The organism is Granulosicoccus antarcticus IMCC3135 (assembly GCF_002215215.1).
Taxonomy (GTDB): Bacteria; Pseudomonadota; Gammaproteobacteria; order Granulosicoccales; family Granulosicoccaceae; genus Granulosicoccus; species Granulosicoccus antarcticus.
This window is the reverse complement of sequence record NZ_CP018632.1, coordinates 3,313,756-3,328,776: the sequence shown is the minus strand read 5'-3', so window position 1 is coordinate 3,328,776 and position 15,021 is coordinate 3,313,756. Positions and strand designations below refer to the sequence as shown.

Annotated in this window: 12 protein-coding genes; 7 read left to right on the top strand and 5 right to left on the bottom strand. The window is 52.6% G+C overall.

All coding sequences use genetic code 11. From position 1 onward, the window contains the following. The first annotated feature begins 1 nt into the window (after position 1). Positions 2-1,096, top strand: coding sequence for an AI-2E family transporter (locus IMCC3135_RS14335; protein ID WP_088918250.1), 1,095 nt, complete (start codon positions 2-4; stop codon positions 1,094-1,096). 52 nt (positions 1,097-1,148) lie between these two features. On the opposite strand, the gene IMCC3135_RS14330 is transcribed toward IMCC3135_RS14335, so the two are convergent. Further along, a complete protein-coding gene (locus tag IMCC3135_RS14330; protein WP_236994823.1) occupies positions 1,149-1,868 on the bottom strand; it encodes a GlxA family transcriptional regulator in 720 nt (239 codons plus the stop codon). 23 nt (positions 1,869-1,891) lie between these two features. On the opposite strand from IMCC3135_RS14330, the gene IMCC3135_RS14325 reads away from it, so the two are divergent. From IMCC3135_RS14325 to IMCC3135_RS14305, 5 genes are all read left to right on the top strand, one after another. Continuing rightward, positions 1,892-2,515 carry an acetate--CoA ligase family protein gene (locus IMCC3135_RS14325; protein WP_088918248.1) on the top strand — a complete coding sequence of 208 codons (624 nt, stop codon included), beginning with the start codon at positions 1,892-1,894 and terminating at the stop codon, positions 2,513-2,515. Between the two features lie 95 nt (positions 2,516-2,610). Further along, positions 2,611-3,144 carry a DUF1003 domain-containing protein gene (locus tag IMCC3135_RS14320; RefSeq protein WP_088918247.1) on the top strand — a complete coding sequence of 178 codons (534 nt, stop codon included), beginning with the start codon at positions 2,611-2,613 and terminating at the stop codon, positions 3,142-3,144. 248 nt (positions 3,145-3,392) lie between these two features. Continuing rightward, positions 3,393-4,769, top strand: coding sequence for an NAD-dependent succinate-semialdehyde dehydrogenase (locus tag IMCC3135_RS14315; RefSeq protein ID WP_088918246.1), 1,377 nt, complete (start codon positions 3,393-3,395; stop codon positions 4,767-4,769). A gap of 58 nt (positions 4,770-4,827) precedes the next feature. Then, positions 4,828-5,424 (top strand): SDR family oxidoreductase, encoded by a 597-nt coding sequence (locus IMCC3135_RS14310; protein ID WP_088918245.1) that lies wholly within the window; start codon positions 4,828-4,830, stop codon positions 5,422-5,424. 212 nt (positions 5,425-5,636) lie between these two features. After that, complete coding sequence (locus IMCC3135_RS14305) at positions 5,637-7,193, top strand: vWA domain-containing protein (RefSeq protein ID WP_088918244.1); 1,557 nt, start codon at positions 5,637-5,639, stop codon at positions 7,191-7,193. Between the two features lie 131 nt (positions 7,194-7,324). On the opposite strand, the gene IMCC3135_RS34075 is transcribed toward IMCC3135_RS14305, so the two are convergent. The 4 genes from IMCC3135_RS34075 to IMCC3135_RS34515 form a co-directional block, all read right to left on the bottom strand. Next, positions 7,325-9,841, bottom strand: a complete 2,517-nt coding sequence (locus IMCC3135_RS34075; protein WP_157735986.1) for a thrombospondin type 3 repeat-containing protein — start codon at positions 9,839-9,841, stop codon at positions 7,325-7,327. Positions 9,842-10,030: 189 nt separating this feature from the next. Next, entirely contained in the window at positions 10,031-12,088 is a 2,058-nt protein-coding gene (locus IMCC3135_RS14295) for a putative bifunctional diguanylate cyclase/phosphodiesterase (protein WP_088918243.1), read from the bottom strand. A gap of 5 nt (positions 12,089-12,093) precedes the next feature. After that, positions 12,094-12,633 carry a putative pterin-binding protein gene (locus IMCC3135_RS14290; protein ID WP_088918242.1) on the bottom strand — a complete coding sequence of 180 codons (540 nt, stop codon included), beginning with the start codon at positions 12,631-12,633 and terminating at the stop codon, positions 12,094-12,096. Between the two features lie 135 nt (positions 12,634-12,768). After that, positions 12,769-12,906, bottom strand: a complete 138-nt coding sequence (locus IMCC3135_RS34515) for a hypothetical protein (protein WP_169727462.1) — start codon at positions 12,904-12,906, stop codon at positions 12,769-12,771. A 114-nt stretch (positions 12,907-13,020) separates the two neighbouring features. Between IMCC3135_RS34515 and IMCC3135_RS14285 the strand changes: the two genes are divergently transcribed. Further along, positions 13,021-15,012, top strand: a complete 1,992-nt coding sequence (locus IMCC3135_RS14285; protein WP_169727461.1) for an integrin alpha — start codon at positions 13,021-13,023, stop codon at positions 15,010-15,012. Positions 15,013-15,021: the final 9 nt, after the last annotated feature.

The window sequence follows — 15,021 nt, the reverse complement described above, 5'->3', positions numbered from 1 at the left end:
CATGAATCCTGACACCCCCTTTCGTCAAAACCCCGTGGTATGGCTCATCGGTGCCGTTATTGTCGGCGCCATAATCTATTTGCTTTCACCCATCCTTGCCCCCTTTCTGATGGCTTTTGTTCTAGCCTACCTGGGTGAACCGATAGTGCGTACCCTTGAGAACTGGAAGTTGCCACGTTGGGCCGCCATCCTGGTCGGCTACCTGCTGATACTCATCGTCATGGGCTCACTAGTCCTGCTGGTACTCCCACTGGCGCAGGAACAACTCGAAGAGCTGATAAAGAAAGCCCCAAGCTACAAGTCTGCGATCATGGGCTATATGCAACCCGTGGTGGATCTCTGGCATTCCTACAACGGCTCGGTGCAAGGTAGCGGTGACAAAGGCGATGGCAGCACTGCAGGCTCTGTTGTCAGCCTTGCAAAAGATGCGGCACCACAGGCTGGCGGAGCCGTCAGCTCTGCATTCGATGCGGTTGCTCGATCAGGAATGGCTGTTGCAAAAACACTCATGAATATTTTCCTGATCCCCGTACTCGCTTTTTATCTCCTGCGTGACTGGGATAAACTGAGTCGTCAGACGCTACGCCTGGTGCCTGAGCACTACCGCAGCAAGACGGGAGTCATTGCCAAAGATGTCGATGAGGTGCTGCAAGGATTCTTGCGCGGACAGTTACTGGTCATGGCAAGCCTGGCTTTCATGTACTCCACCGGCTTGTGGCTGATCGGACTGGAATTCGGATTACTCATTGGTGTCATTGCCGGTCTGCTGAGTGTTGTTCCCTACCTGGGCACCCTCACCGGCCTGGTTCTGGCGGCCATCGCCATGGTTGTACAAACCGGAGAGTGGCAGCCGCTATGGATGGTGGGACTCGTGTTTGGCGTTGGCCAGTTCATCGAGGGAAACATCCTCACCCCCAAGCTGGTCGGAGACAAGATCGATCTGCACCCGGTCGTTGTGATATTCGTGGTACTTGCGGGTGGGCAACTGTTCGGGTTCACAGGCATATTATTGGCACTTCCAGTCGCCGCCATGGTCTGGGTGATCATCAAGCGAACGGTTGGCACCATCCCCTCAGATGAACCGCTGAATCAGTGAGTTTTTGGCTCAAGCCATTCCTCCTGCCCGTCCCCTCTTCCCACATTCACATCTAAACTCGCCGGGCAGACCGCATGCGTCTGATCGAGGTACCGAAATGTGCCTTGTAGGCCCGGCTCAGGGTCGCCGGCATGGAAAAGCCTGTCTGGATAGCAAGCTGATGCACGGATAGGTCCGTTGTTTCTGCAAGGTCCTTCGCCCGGGCCAGCCGTAGTGATTGATAATATCGCCCAGGCGGCATGCCAAGCCTGGTCATGAACTGGCGGTGCATCGAGCGCAACGACAGTCCAGCGATTTTAGCGATACTCTCCAGTGTCTCGGGTTTCTCGATGGTTTCCACCATGCGATTGATGATCTTGTGTAATTCCGGAGTCTCAGGGCTATTGAGGTGCGCCGGTCCACGTCCATTACTGATTTGGCGAGCACCATCCTGGACAAACAAGGTCGACACGTCAAATGCAATGGCAGCACCGAATCTTTCTTCGATCATCAGCGTCATCAGATCCAGTACAGTCGAGGCCCCACCGGCTGTCCAGATGCGACCGTCGCGAACAGAACGATCCGGCTTCAATTGCACCGATGGAAAAGTCTCTGCAAATATTGCCTCTGTCTGCCAGTGAATGGTTGCCTCTCGATTGCGTAAAAGACCGGCCGATGCGAGCAGCCAGGCACCAGCGTCGACTCCGATAACTGTATCGCTGAGCCGAGCGGCTTTGCGTATGTGGCGGTTGTTCTCCGAATTGGCATGCTTGCGGAAGCCATAACCGCTGATGACAATCAGAGCATCAGCACGCTGTGCCTCTTCAAGCCGGCCATCTGTCGAAGGCTCTTCTGCGCAATGCCGGGGTAAGCGTTCCCGAATTTGTTGTTGGCTCCACTGTCGAGACCCTGGCAGGAAACGCTCACGCTCTGACCCCTCCGCTTGCCATGAAGGGTCTGGGATTCCTGCATAAGAGCGAAGCCGGTGCAGTCCGACTCAACCTTGCCAGCCTGAACGAACAGACAGAAATGGCGGGAGCCAACGGCTACCTGGCTGAAGAGATGGTGACTGACGGTGTTGCAGAATTGCTTGTCGGGCTTCGCCGAGTAAAACCTTATGGCCTGGTCATCGTACTAGGCTCCGGTGGTACAGCAGCCGAACTGCTGTCTGACACCGTCACGCTGATCGCCCCTGTCACTGCAGCTGAAGTTCAGACTTCACTACGAAAATTGCAACTCTGGCCATTACTTGATGGATTCCGTGGACGCCCCTGTGCTGACGTCACCTCCGCTGTCACGACCGTGATGCAATTGCAGCAGCTTGCACTGGAACATGAAGATCTGATCGATATCGAGATCAACCCGTTGATACTGCGCACTCACGGTGCTGTTGCAGTTGATGCCGTCATTCGCACGATAGCTGGAACTGGCACGTGGTAATACACAGGGCGTAAGGTGATCGGTTCTTTTGTCCGGTTGGGGCTTTTCGTGGTTCAATATCCACAGAACACCAACAGGCCATCGGAAACCACACAATGGACGAATCCAGACATCAGCAAGGTACAGCTTCCATACCGAACTCGCTCAAGCACTTGCGTTTCCAGAGCTCCTACCAGCACCTTCGTTCGGTGTTTGGCGATGACTGGTTTGCCCTGAAAGCGGAATCCTTTGCCCGCTTTTTTGGTACACCGACCTTTCTCATTGGCCAGACACTGATCGTCATGGTGTGGATAGCAGCAAACGCAATCGGTTTGCTGAAATTCGATGTCTATCCGTTTATTCTTCTGAACCTGGCATTCAGTCTTCAGGCAGCCTACGCCGCACCGTTGATTCTGCTTGCACAGACGCGACAGGCAGACAGAGACTCGGCATCGACTGCCGCAGATGCTCAGCACCGAGAGTCTCTGGCGCAGGAGAATTCTGCACAACTTCAGTTGATTCAGCAACAGAGCGTGCAATTGATCGAATTGATGAAACAGAACACGGCACTGACTGAAGCGACAAAAGAACTGAGCATCAAGATCGAATCGCTCACGACAGATCTACATCGTAGAATTGCGAAAGACTGAAATGGCCTGCATTGTTTCGCTCGTCATCATTAATGCATCAATGTGAACCTGCATACAAATTAGCCCGACACGTCCTGACAGCTTGTCACGACAAAAACCGGTTGCAGCTGGAAAAACCGTGTAGAAAACGCAAAACCTGAATATCGAGAAGCACCATCGATAGACTTCACTCTTTGCGAACAACTGCATCGTTAGCCTTGGATCGTTACCCAAGCCGTCAGCTCGCTCTTGCAACCGGAACAATGCTTATGACAAAGATCACGACCATTAACCCTGCTACAGAGGAAACCATAGCCTCCTATGAATTGATGAGCAAAGAGGCAGCCTTTGAAAAGATTGATGCAGCCCATACAGCTTTTCTGGGATGGCGAGAAAAAACACATGAAGCGCGAGCGCCTTATCTGCGTGACATTGCGTCAGGCTTGCGCGACAACGCTGAGGAGCTGGCACAACTCATGACGGCCGAGACCGGCAAGCTGCTGCGGGATGGCTTGACTGAAGTTGAACTCTGCGCCCAAATTTTTGAATATACCGCCGACAAGGGGCCTACCGAGCTGGCCGACGAAGAGCGCACTCACAGCGGTGGTAAAAAACGAAGTATTGTCGCCTACTCTCCAGTCGGTGTCATCTACAGCATCCAGCCCTGGAATTTTCCGATCTATCAGCCTGTGCGTGTTCTTGCCGCCAACCTGATGGCCGGCAATGCAGTCATTCTCAAACACGCAGCCCTGTGCACGGGTAGTGGCCTGAAGCTGCTCGATATCTGTAGCAAGGCAGGACTGCCTGAGGGACTGTTTGACGTTCTGCTCATAGATCATGATGTTTCTGACGAAATAATAGAACATGATCGAATACGCGGCGTCACGATGACCGGCAGCGATAAAGCGGGTCGTCATATAGGGCAGAAAGCGACTCAGAACCTGAAAAAATCCGTGCTCGAGCTAGGCTCAAATGATGCCTATCTGGTGTTGGATGATGCTGATGTCGAACTTGCCATAAAAACCTGTGTGCAGGGCCGTATCTATAACAATGGCGAGACCTGTGTGTCGGCTAAACGCTTTGTAGTGACAGAGGCCGTTTATGACGAATTTGTCAGCGGCTTCGTGGATCAAATGAAAGCAATTACCATGGGTGATCCAACCAGTGAGGATACCCAGCTGGGCCCCGTATCCAGCCAGGAGCAGTTCGACACTTTAGTCGAGCAGGTGGAGAAGAGCATCGCTGGCGGTGCACAGTTGCTTTGTGGTGGCGATCCTGCAGAATCCGTAGGTCAATACTTCCCCGCAACGGTGCTTGCCAACTGCCAACCTGGCACACCAGCCTATGACGATGAGCTGTTCGGCCCTGTCGCCTCGATCATCAAAGCCCGTGATAATGAAGACGCCATGCGGATTGCCAATGACAGCCGCTATGGACTGGGAGGCGGGATTTTCAGCCGCGATGAAGACAAAGCCCTCAGACTCGCCCGCGATCACTTCGACACCGGCATGATCCGTATCAATTCCTTTGGAGCTGCAGATCCGAACATGCCTTTTGGTGGTGTGAAGGACTCCGGTTTTGGCCGCGAGCACGGTGGCTTCGGCATGAAGGAGTTTATCAACGTCAAAAGTATCTACCTGCCATGAATACTATTCATGGTCTCGCCTACTCACCCGCCATACGACTACTGTACAGGAGCCTATAGTGAAAATCCTCGTTGCCGGAGCAACCGGTAAGACAGGCCTGCGACTGATCAATGAGCTCTCCGCCCTTGGTCATACACCTATAGCACTGGTTCGTGCCAGCTCTGACACCAGCACTCTGCCAGCAGATGTCAGCTTGCGTCAGGGCGATCTGACAGACTTGCATGAGGGCACCTGCAGTGGCTGCGATGCGGTGATATTTGCGGCAGGTTCAGGCGGCGACACCAGTGCCGAAATGACCGATAAAGTAGATCGCGACGGAGCCATGCGCCTGATTGATCTTGCCGCAAAAGCCAACGTTGGTCGTTTCGTCATGCTTAGTACAGTCGGTGCAGACAAACCCGATAGCAACAGTGAGCTTGCCCACTACTTGCAGGCCAAACACGATGCCGACGAGCATCTGAAGTCCTCTGGTCTGAGTTATGTCATCGTGCGCCCAGTCAGACTCACCGATGATGACGGTAAACGTGATCTGCGCTTTGGCGATGATGTTGATGTCAACGGTGAGGCGGCCAGAGGTGATGTCGCCGCCGTATTGGCAACCGCTGTGAACAATCACGACTGGAGCGGCCAGTCGTTTCTCATGCAGTCAGCCTGAACACCCACGGGTAAGGTGCGGTTTGCGGCCGCATCTTGCCCCACTGGTCAGAGGATTCCAACCAGAGCAGTGAGACCAGCAAAGCCGACGCGCTCAAATCAGTCGAATAATTGACATAGGCTCTACTTTTGTTAATTATTTTGGGTATATTTTCCCAATCATTGCAATATATTCATGGCATAGTTCGTTCTCACCTGCAACGGAAGCATCCCATGATATTTCGCCACACTCCTCGACTCTGCCTGCCTGCACTTGCAATTGCTGCTGCACTGGCAGGTTGCTCAGGTAGCTCCTCGGACGATTCCTACAATACCGACGGCTCATCGGAAGGTGTAATCGGTGACAGCCCCCTCAACGACCCCTACTCGCCTGTCTCCCTCCCCGACGATGTGGCATTACCACCCGAATCGGGGGAAGAGCCACCCATTGATGGCGAGCAAACCTCGTTCTATTTCTCCTACGACGAGTCGACCAGCACGGCGGCACGCGATCTATCGCTGTTCGCAATCGATAACGGCTTTCGCCCGGGACCCTCACTGGGTAGAGCCTTTGAATTTCTCAATGCCGAGAGTTTCCAACCTTTCAGCTCCCAGGCCGTGGGCCCCTTCAGCGTTTCCATGGGCATGCTCGCCACGACTAATTCTGATCTACCCACCAGAATCGACACAACTGAATCGCTATACGCCCTCGGTGTCAACCTCAGCGGACCTGAGCAAACGCTCGAACAACGGCGTAACGTCGTGCTCACCGTCCTGGTAGATGTGTCCGGCTCCATGGAGTCTGCCTATGCCTCAGAGACGCGTACCGATATAAGAAGCTTGCTCGATGTCGCCAGGCATGGCTTGTCGGGCTTGCCCGAAAGCCTGAAAGAGGGAGATGTCGTCAACCTTGTGAAATTCTCCACTCAAGCTCAGGTTCTGCTTGAAGCAGACAGCGGTCAGAGCAGCGCCTACACGAACACGGTAAACAGCCTGGCAACCGAAAACTCTACGGATATCAACGAAGGTCTGAAGCTTGCCTACGAGGTCGCCAATCGAACCTACGACCCACAAAAAGCCAACCGAGTCTTGTTGGTGACGGATGCCTACGTTAATACGGGCGAGGTTGATGCCGATATCATCGCTCAGCAAACAGTGATCAACGGACTTGAGGGAATCTACTTCTCAGGGATCGGCGTAGGCAGCAACTTCAACGACGCCGTGCTGGACACACTCACCGATACAGGCAAGGGAAGCTATAGCGGCATGATCACTCCAGACGATGCTGAACGCCTGTTCACAGAGGGCTTCATGCGCTTCATCGAACCTGCATTCACTGATGTCAGGTTTCGCCTCAGCTATCCACAGCAGCTAGATCAATTGCAGTCCGCTGCCGAGGAAATTTCGACCAATGCCGACGATATCCAGCCAGTCAACTTCTCCTATAATAGTGATCAGTTTTTTCTGGAAATATTCACTGGACCAGAAGATATCAACTCGGATCAGAATATAACGCTGGATATCGAATACACCGACGCACAAGGAGAGGCTGCCCAGGTTTCAACAAGCATGACCCTGGCTCAACTCTTCAGTCAGGGGGAGAATTCGATCAGAGCTGCCGCCTTGGTCAGCACTCTTGCAGGCGTGATTGCTGAACAGCTGGACTGTGATGCCGCGCTTGCCAGCATGCTGTATACGAATCCGATAGAAGACCTGATCTACGCCCGGTATCGTGATGCGCTCACTGACTACTGCGCATTGCAAGAACCCTATACATACCTCATCTACTAAGCCGCGCAAGTCCCAAAGGGCAAGCCCGACATCAACAGTTGGCTTTGGTTTTAGCAACTGCTGACAATCAGAACAATGATCGCCGTAAACAGACACTGAAGTCCGTCTACGGCGTCCATTCAGCACTTCAACTAGAGAGCTGAGTTGGCCCATCTCCAGGCATAACCGTAATTGTTGGCAGCGCCTTTGAGCCAGTCCCGACCACGATCACGCTCTGCCAGTCGCAGCGCAATTCTTGCCCGAGATATCTTCCATTGAGCACCGTTGGCAGCAACCGCCTCTTCGATCTTGTTATCAGCCAGAGTACGCAGATTGTCCAGCAACGCACTACTGACTGCATTCAACTCTGCTCGTAACGTTGCATCAGTACGGCGATAATCGGCAATTCTCTCTATCTCATTGAGAGCAGAAGCCACGTAGCTGAATACACGGTCTCCGCGTCTGCTGGACAATTGATTCTCCGATGTCCATTGATTGCTACGCAGAGCCCGATCCAGCAACTTCGCGGCACTGGATAGAATTCGACGTGTCTGGCCATTAGTACCGGCAACAATGCCATCCAGTGTGTCAGCAGCCTGTACTACCTGATCATTAACATCGCTACCACCATTGTCTACCGGCTCGTCACAGGCATCACCGATACCATTACCGTCGGTGTCTGTTTGATCAGCGTTAGAGACTGCAGGGCAGTTATCAGCATGGTCCTGTACTCCATCACCATCCGTATCACCATTGTCGATTAAATCGCAAGCATCACCGACTCCATCACCATCAGAGTCTGTTTGATTTGCATTGGCATCAGTTGGGCAATTGTCAAGACGATCTTCTACTCCATCACCATCCGTATCACCATTGTCGATTAAATCGCAAGCATCACCGATTCCATCACCATCAGAGTCTGTTTGATTTGCATTGGCATCAGTTGGGCAATTGTCAGTGGCATTGTCCACGCCGTCGTTGTCGTCATCACCGGTTGGCGTTTCATCGCAAAGATCACCGAATCCATCCTTGTCTGTATCCAGCTGGTCAGAGTTTTCGATGCTACGGCAATTGTCGATTTCATCATCCACACCGTCCCCGTCGACATCACCTGTTGGCGTAATGTCACAGGCATCACCCACACCATCACTGTCAGAGTCTTTCTGATCTGGATTGGCAACCATGGGGCAGTTATCTTCGAAGTTTTCAACCGTGTCTGAATCACCATCGCGATTATCAATATCGTCACAGGCATCACCAAAAGCATCACCGTCCAGATTTTCCTGGCCTTCATTGGCATCGACCGGGCAATTGTCCTCCGAATCGATTACCCCATCCTCATCGCCGTCAAATTCTTGCAGATCCAACTCATAAGGGCCAATATCGCAAAGCTCGGAATTGCCGGGACGAGAGGCTCCGCGTTGATCAATAGTCAGACATAAATCGTCAGTGGACGCATTAATGGCAATACTGTCGGAAATAAGAGCGAACGTAGGGGTCAAACCACCATTTTGAGCAAGCGCTCCAGCCACGACCGTATAAACATCACCAACTTGCGTGACCTCATTGCCACCACAGCTTGCATCATCCGAGATATTGCTCTTGAACAAACCGGTAAATACTGACGAGTTACCTATACCTTCACAGTTGCCCCCGGCATTACCTCCCAGGATATTGCTACGCATAGCGACGCCTTTACCCTCAGAGAAAAAGGCCAATAGACCACCACCACCGCTGCCACCACTCGCACTATTACCAATCAAGGCACTGAATCTCAACTCCAGCCCGAAGCCATCAGCATCACCCTTCCCTTGTGAATAGATAGCCGCGCCTCCGGTATCAGCAGTGTTCTGGTAGAACGTACTGTTCTCTACAATAAGGCTGTCCTGGGCGGTGAAAATAGCACCACCCAATGTGGTAGCCGTATTACCCTGGAAAAAACTTTCTCCGACGGTCGTAGAATCTTCAGCCGATACGGAAAAGTACAGTGCACCACCGGCGTTTGCCTGGTTACCGGTATAACTATTACCACGCAAACTGGTGCCTTTGTCCTTCATCATGATTGCACCACCGAAGGCTGCAGTATTCTGAGCGCCAGTACTAAGTGCAGTATTGTTTATGAAGACGCTGTCCTCAACGGCCAAATAGTCGGTCGACAGAATGGCGCCACCAGATCCGTTACCCACGACAGAGTTATTTTCAAAACGGGAGTTCGTGACCTCGACCCACCAGCTTGCGAGAATAGCCCCGCCACCCGTCGAATTTGTCGCAGCATCACCAACATCGACACGTCCATTACGAAATGTCATATCGTTGAAATGGACTCGTGTGCCGAATTCGCTCCTGATAATTTCACTCGCTAATCCATCAAAGCGTCTCACTTCAACCAGGCGCGTCGACTCAGAGCCTGCCGCACGTTCCAGCGTTCCGTTGGTAATTTCCAGTGTCTGACTCTCTGGCACAATCACCAAAGACTGCTCGAGCATGATTGTCTGCCCACTCAGATCTATAATATCCGCCTCATCATTATCAAGGGCGGTAGCCAGTACATCTCTCAGGGACGCTTCATCGCCTGGTCTGAAAGTTTCAGCAGAAGCTGCACCGGCCCATAAATTCGTCAAGACAAGTCCGAGTATCGTTCGGCGGACCAGAGTTGGTGTGAGATTCATGCATTGCGCTCATAACAGTCAGGAGTCGCGAACTATATCGTCAACCTATTGTCATGGTCAGCATTACATCAATGGCAGAATCTGTTTCTGTGAGCCGTCACTCACTGATACCCTGTGACACGTTTGTTTAATTGACAACTCAGTATTTTCAATAGCACATGACCGTGCGCACCCGATCACCTGCAACTATCACGCAACAGCCTGATAACTCATTTCCTTGCCTGGCTCATCAGGGATTTGCATAGGTCTGGCGATGTGATAGCCCTGAGCATAATCAATTTTCAGATCTCTCAAAATATCCAACGAAGCTTCGTTCTCGACAAATTCAGCCACCACCTTCTTGCCCATGGACTTACCTATCGCGCCAATCGCTTTGACAAACTCCCGATGCATTGAGTTGGTATCCACATCCTTGACGAACTGCCCGTCAATCTTTATGTAGTCTACAGGGAGTGTTTCCAGGTATCCGAACGAGGCAAATCCGCTGCCAAAATCATCAAGCGCCAGCTGGTATCCCATTTCTTTCAAGCGAAGCAAAAACTCTCGCGACTTGTGCCCTGCCACCGCTGTTTCGGTCAATTCAAAACAGACTTTCCCAGGATCGAAACTGGCTTGCCGTGTGAGCTCTTCAATGAAACTCAGAAATTCCAGATCACTCACGGATAATCCGGAGAGATTGATATTAAGACAATCCAGCTCGTAGTCTTCCAGGCAATTCCTGTCCAGCCAATCAAACGCATGCTGCACTACCCAGCGATCAATCCTCGGCGCCATACCGTAGCGTTCCGCCACCTCGAGGAACTGCCCCGGAGGAATCACACCGCCTTTCTCGTCGCACATTCTTACCAGAATCTCCCAGCTATGCTGGCATACGCCCTGTTCGCATATACCGACGATAGGCTGATAATACAGTAAGTATCTGTCCTCCTTGAGCGCTTGCTGCACGGCATTGATCCAGAAAAGATCTGACTGCCTGGAGGCAATGATACTGTCATCTCCATCATGAAAATATACTCGCCCACCACCACTGTTCTTGGCCTCGTAGCAAGCTGCATCAGCAATAGCCATGACAGATTGCTTCGAGTGCTTGCCGGCATCAAAATGCAAGGCGCCAAAGCTTGCGGTGACCTCGAAAATCTGCTGATCAGAATTAAATCGATAAGGGGATAACTGCTTGCTGACCTCCATGATCAGATCATTGAATTCTTCAATTTCACAGCTGGATAGAACAAGCACAAACTCATCGCCCCCAAATCGTGCGACATATCCACGGCCTTCAAATTCGCTGGTAAACAGGTCGGCTACTTCCTGTATCAATCGATCACCGGCAGCATGGCCGCAGGTGTCATTCACGACCTTGAACATGTCAAGATCCACAAAACACAAACCATGCATCTGACCTGTGTTCTGAAATAATTTGCCCAGCAACAGTTCGAATCCATGCCTGTTCAGAAGTCCAGTCAAGGAATCATGGCTTGCCGCTCTCTTGAGCTCATTGGTGAGTTCTTCTGATTCGGATATTTTCGATACCAGCTTACTGTTCACCGATTCCAGGGAACGAGCAGTGCGATTCTTGATCATCACATAGGCATAGATAGCCACAACCAAGGTAAATATAACCAGGCACAAGCCAATATAGGCAATACGCAGACGTGAATTAAGCGTCTCGGTTAAATGGTTTTGTGCAAACTGCAGCGTTCGGGTTCGAGCGAAGAGTGCAGTTTCAAGATCCACTGCATTATCACTTAACAACCTGAGACCCTGCATCATTTCCTTGAATGCAGCTATATCACCGGGCTGCAGCTTCATCAGTATCGGCTCTAAACGCCGAAGCGTCGCAATGCCACTCTCGTTGAGCACGCCAACAATTTGCGTCAAACGATCTTCAATATCACCCGGGGCACTGGTGATCTCGGACAGCAATGCCATTGCTTGGGCATCTGATGTCGTAAAAAACGTATTCATCGCTGAATACCGACTCCAGTAGAGATCAAACCGCTCCACCACCTGCTCCAGCTCAACAGGGGATGTTGCCTCCTGATTGATGTAGTTCTCCAGCTGAACCACAAAACGCAAGTGCTCGCGCACCAGAGCTGTTGCCTGCCAATTCCATTCCTGCTGAGACACGGATAAGACAGTCAACCAGTTCTTCACCAGCACCTGAGTATTCTGATAAGCCAGAACAATGAGTACCAGCCCTACCAGGCAACTGAGTGTAAAGCCTCGAAGGCGCCAACCGGAAAACAAGGGGCTTACTCTATCTCCAGCGTCTTGAGCTGCCAGACCATACGGTGATTCAATATCGTCGGCATCACATCGGGCTTGTCATCCGGCACATACAACAACCACAAAGGCCCCTGATCTCTCAGGCGCAATCTTTGCCCATCGCGGCTGGTAGCCAGCAATGTATCGTAATCGGCCAGATCCTTGAAGGGAATACTGACAGAGTAGTCGTTCATCGCAGTCGCGGTGATCCGGCTCCCCCTGGCCCCTACAAATTCCAGCAGCCTGCGCGCTCTTATGCCTTCAAAAACCGCTCCTGCTGGCGTCCACGACGTATCTATCTGTTCGGACACTAACCCCAGATCTGCCAGCATGGCGTAGTCAAAACTAGCCACCCCGGGCGCGTTGGTATGACTAATGGCACCCTTGATAACAAGTATCACATCGCCTTTGGGCTGAGGCAGATCCGCTGCTGACACCGACGTCATCGAAACCGACCATAGGAGCATGCAGACAACCAGCTTTAGCAGGACGATCTGACTATGCAAGGTCTTGAGCAAGAATTTCATTGGCGCTATATCTACTCGAAGTCAGGAGAGAGCATGAAGAACAAAGTATCTATCGGCGCTATCGGCCCAGTGCTTGTGCACTTGAAAATGCGGTGTTAGCAACTGTGGCCACCCTCTCAAACAGGAGTTGACAGATCACCACACCGACAATGTGTCACAGGTCATGGTATCGCTCTGGTAATGGATCTGAAAAACGCTTGTATTCAACAGCTTGAAGCCTGCGATACGGCCTGTCTGCACACCCTGTTTCTTGTAGACCAGAGCGCCTTTCAAACAGGATCTCCACAACAGGAACTCAGTGAGCGCTACAATCTCGGTTTTAGTGGAAACGAGTCGAATCGTTGCGCGCCCAAGCGGGCATTACGATTCTGCGAGGAAAACTCAGCAATGCATTTGCAACCTATCATCAAGGCTCTTGGCCTGACGACCCTGTTAGCTGCCAGCGGTACTGCTCTCGCCCAGAGCTACGACCCGATCATCGAAAACTTTCGACTTGGTCAGGACGACCAGCTCACTATTGATCGGGGCGGCCCGGTTGATCAGGCTGGCGACATCAACGGCGACAACCTGCAAGATTTACTGGTAGGCGCCGGAGTTGGCGGTATACGGGTGATTTTTGGCCCGACAAAGGGCAACAATGGCGTCCTCAATGGCCAACAGCTCGACGGCAACAGCGGGTTTGTCATTCTCAACGATACAGAGAATGACTCCGTGTTCGCAGGCATTGGTGACATCAATGGGGATGGGCTGGATGACATCGCAGCGGGTTCGATTACCGGAACACATATCGTTTACGGTTCTGATGCTGACTTTGAGCGCACGCTGGATGTCTCAGAGCTGGATGGCAGCAATGGATTCCAATTCGCCTCCGGCACCACAGACCTGAAACGCGCCGGTGATGTAAACGGCGATGGTATTGCCGATTTCATCATTGGCAATGCCAATGCGTCGCCCAATGGCCTCAGCGGCGCAGGTGTGAGCTACGTCATTTTTGGCAGAAGCACCGCATTTCCAGCCAGCCTGTCGCCTGCCGAACTCACCGGCAACAATGGCTTTGCCGTGATTGGCATCAGCGCTGAAGATCGCACAGGCCGCTTCGTAGCGGGAGCTGGTGACTTCAATAATGATGGTTTTGATGACATCCTGATTGGCGCCCCCTACAAGACAACCAATGGCAAGGCCGAAGCCGGTGCCGCCTATCTGGTACTGGGCGGCAGTTCTTTCCCCGCCGCTTTAAGCCTGGCCGACCTGGACGGTGACAATGGCCTGGTGTTCAATGGCAGTAATATCCAGGACGTAGCTGGAGCATCGGTGGGCGCTATTGGTGATCTGAATCACGATGGCATTGACGACATAGGCATTGGCGCACCGAGCAAGGGTCCTTTTGGCGTACCCAGTGACTATCCGGGCGAGGTTTACGTACTGTTTGGCGGCAACTTCGATGGCATTGAGACGGTGGTCGAAGATGATCTGAACGGCCTCAACGGTCTGGTGTTGCGCGGCATACGCGGTGGCGTGATTCCCATTGAAGAAGAACAGACAATCTGGGGAGATATGGCCGGTGCTGATCTCGATGCTGCCGGGGATATCAATGGCGATGGCATTGATGATTTGATGATCGGTGCTCCGCATACTGTCATCACCCCACAGCGCAAGGGCGTTGGCCAGGCCTATTTCGTCTTTGGATCAACCAGTGCGTTTCCTGCCCGCCTGCAGCTGTCCGATCTTGATGGTAGCAATGGCTTTCGAATCAATGGCACTGGCACCGTGGACTATTACGCCGTATCGGTCGCAGGAGCCGGTGATTTCAATGCCGATGGTCGTGACGACGTGATGATGGGAGCCTCTGGTCAGGGCGAGACCTATGTATTCTATGGTCGTGATACCGGCAGTGTTCGCCTCGCTGCAGCACCCAGTGCTGCGGCGGGATCAGAATCCACCAGTTTCCCAGCGGCGCTGCTGAGCCTTGGTACTGACGCAGCACCTCTGGCGTTTAATGAACGACGTGATCCAACCGGTCCGAACCCACTGCCACCCGGCACACCGACCGATCCAACGGACCCTCTGACACCGGGCTATACCGCCCCCTACCCCTTGAACACCGCCCCTGTTGCAAGACCCGGTGATGATGAGACAGGTGGTTCAGATGGCTCTACGGATGGTTCCACAGATAGCGGCACAAGCGACGGCGAGGAAACATCAGGAGAAGGTGGTACAGATGGAGACGATGACACGGGCGGCGACACCGGGACGCAAGATGCTGGCAGTACGGATAACGGCACCGACAGCGTTGTGACTACCGGCGGTGGCGGAGCGGCTCTATGGCTGCCAGTGCTATTGGGCTTGTTTCTACGCAAGCGTATAAGCGCACGCAGATAAGAACCGCGC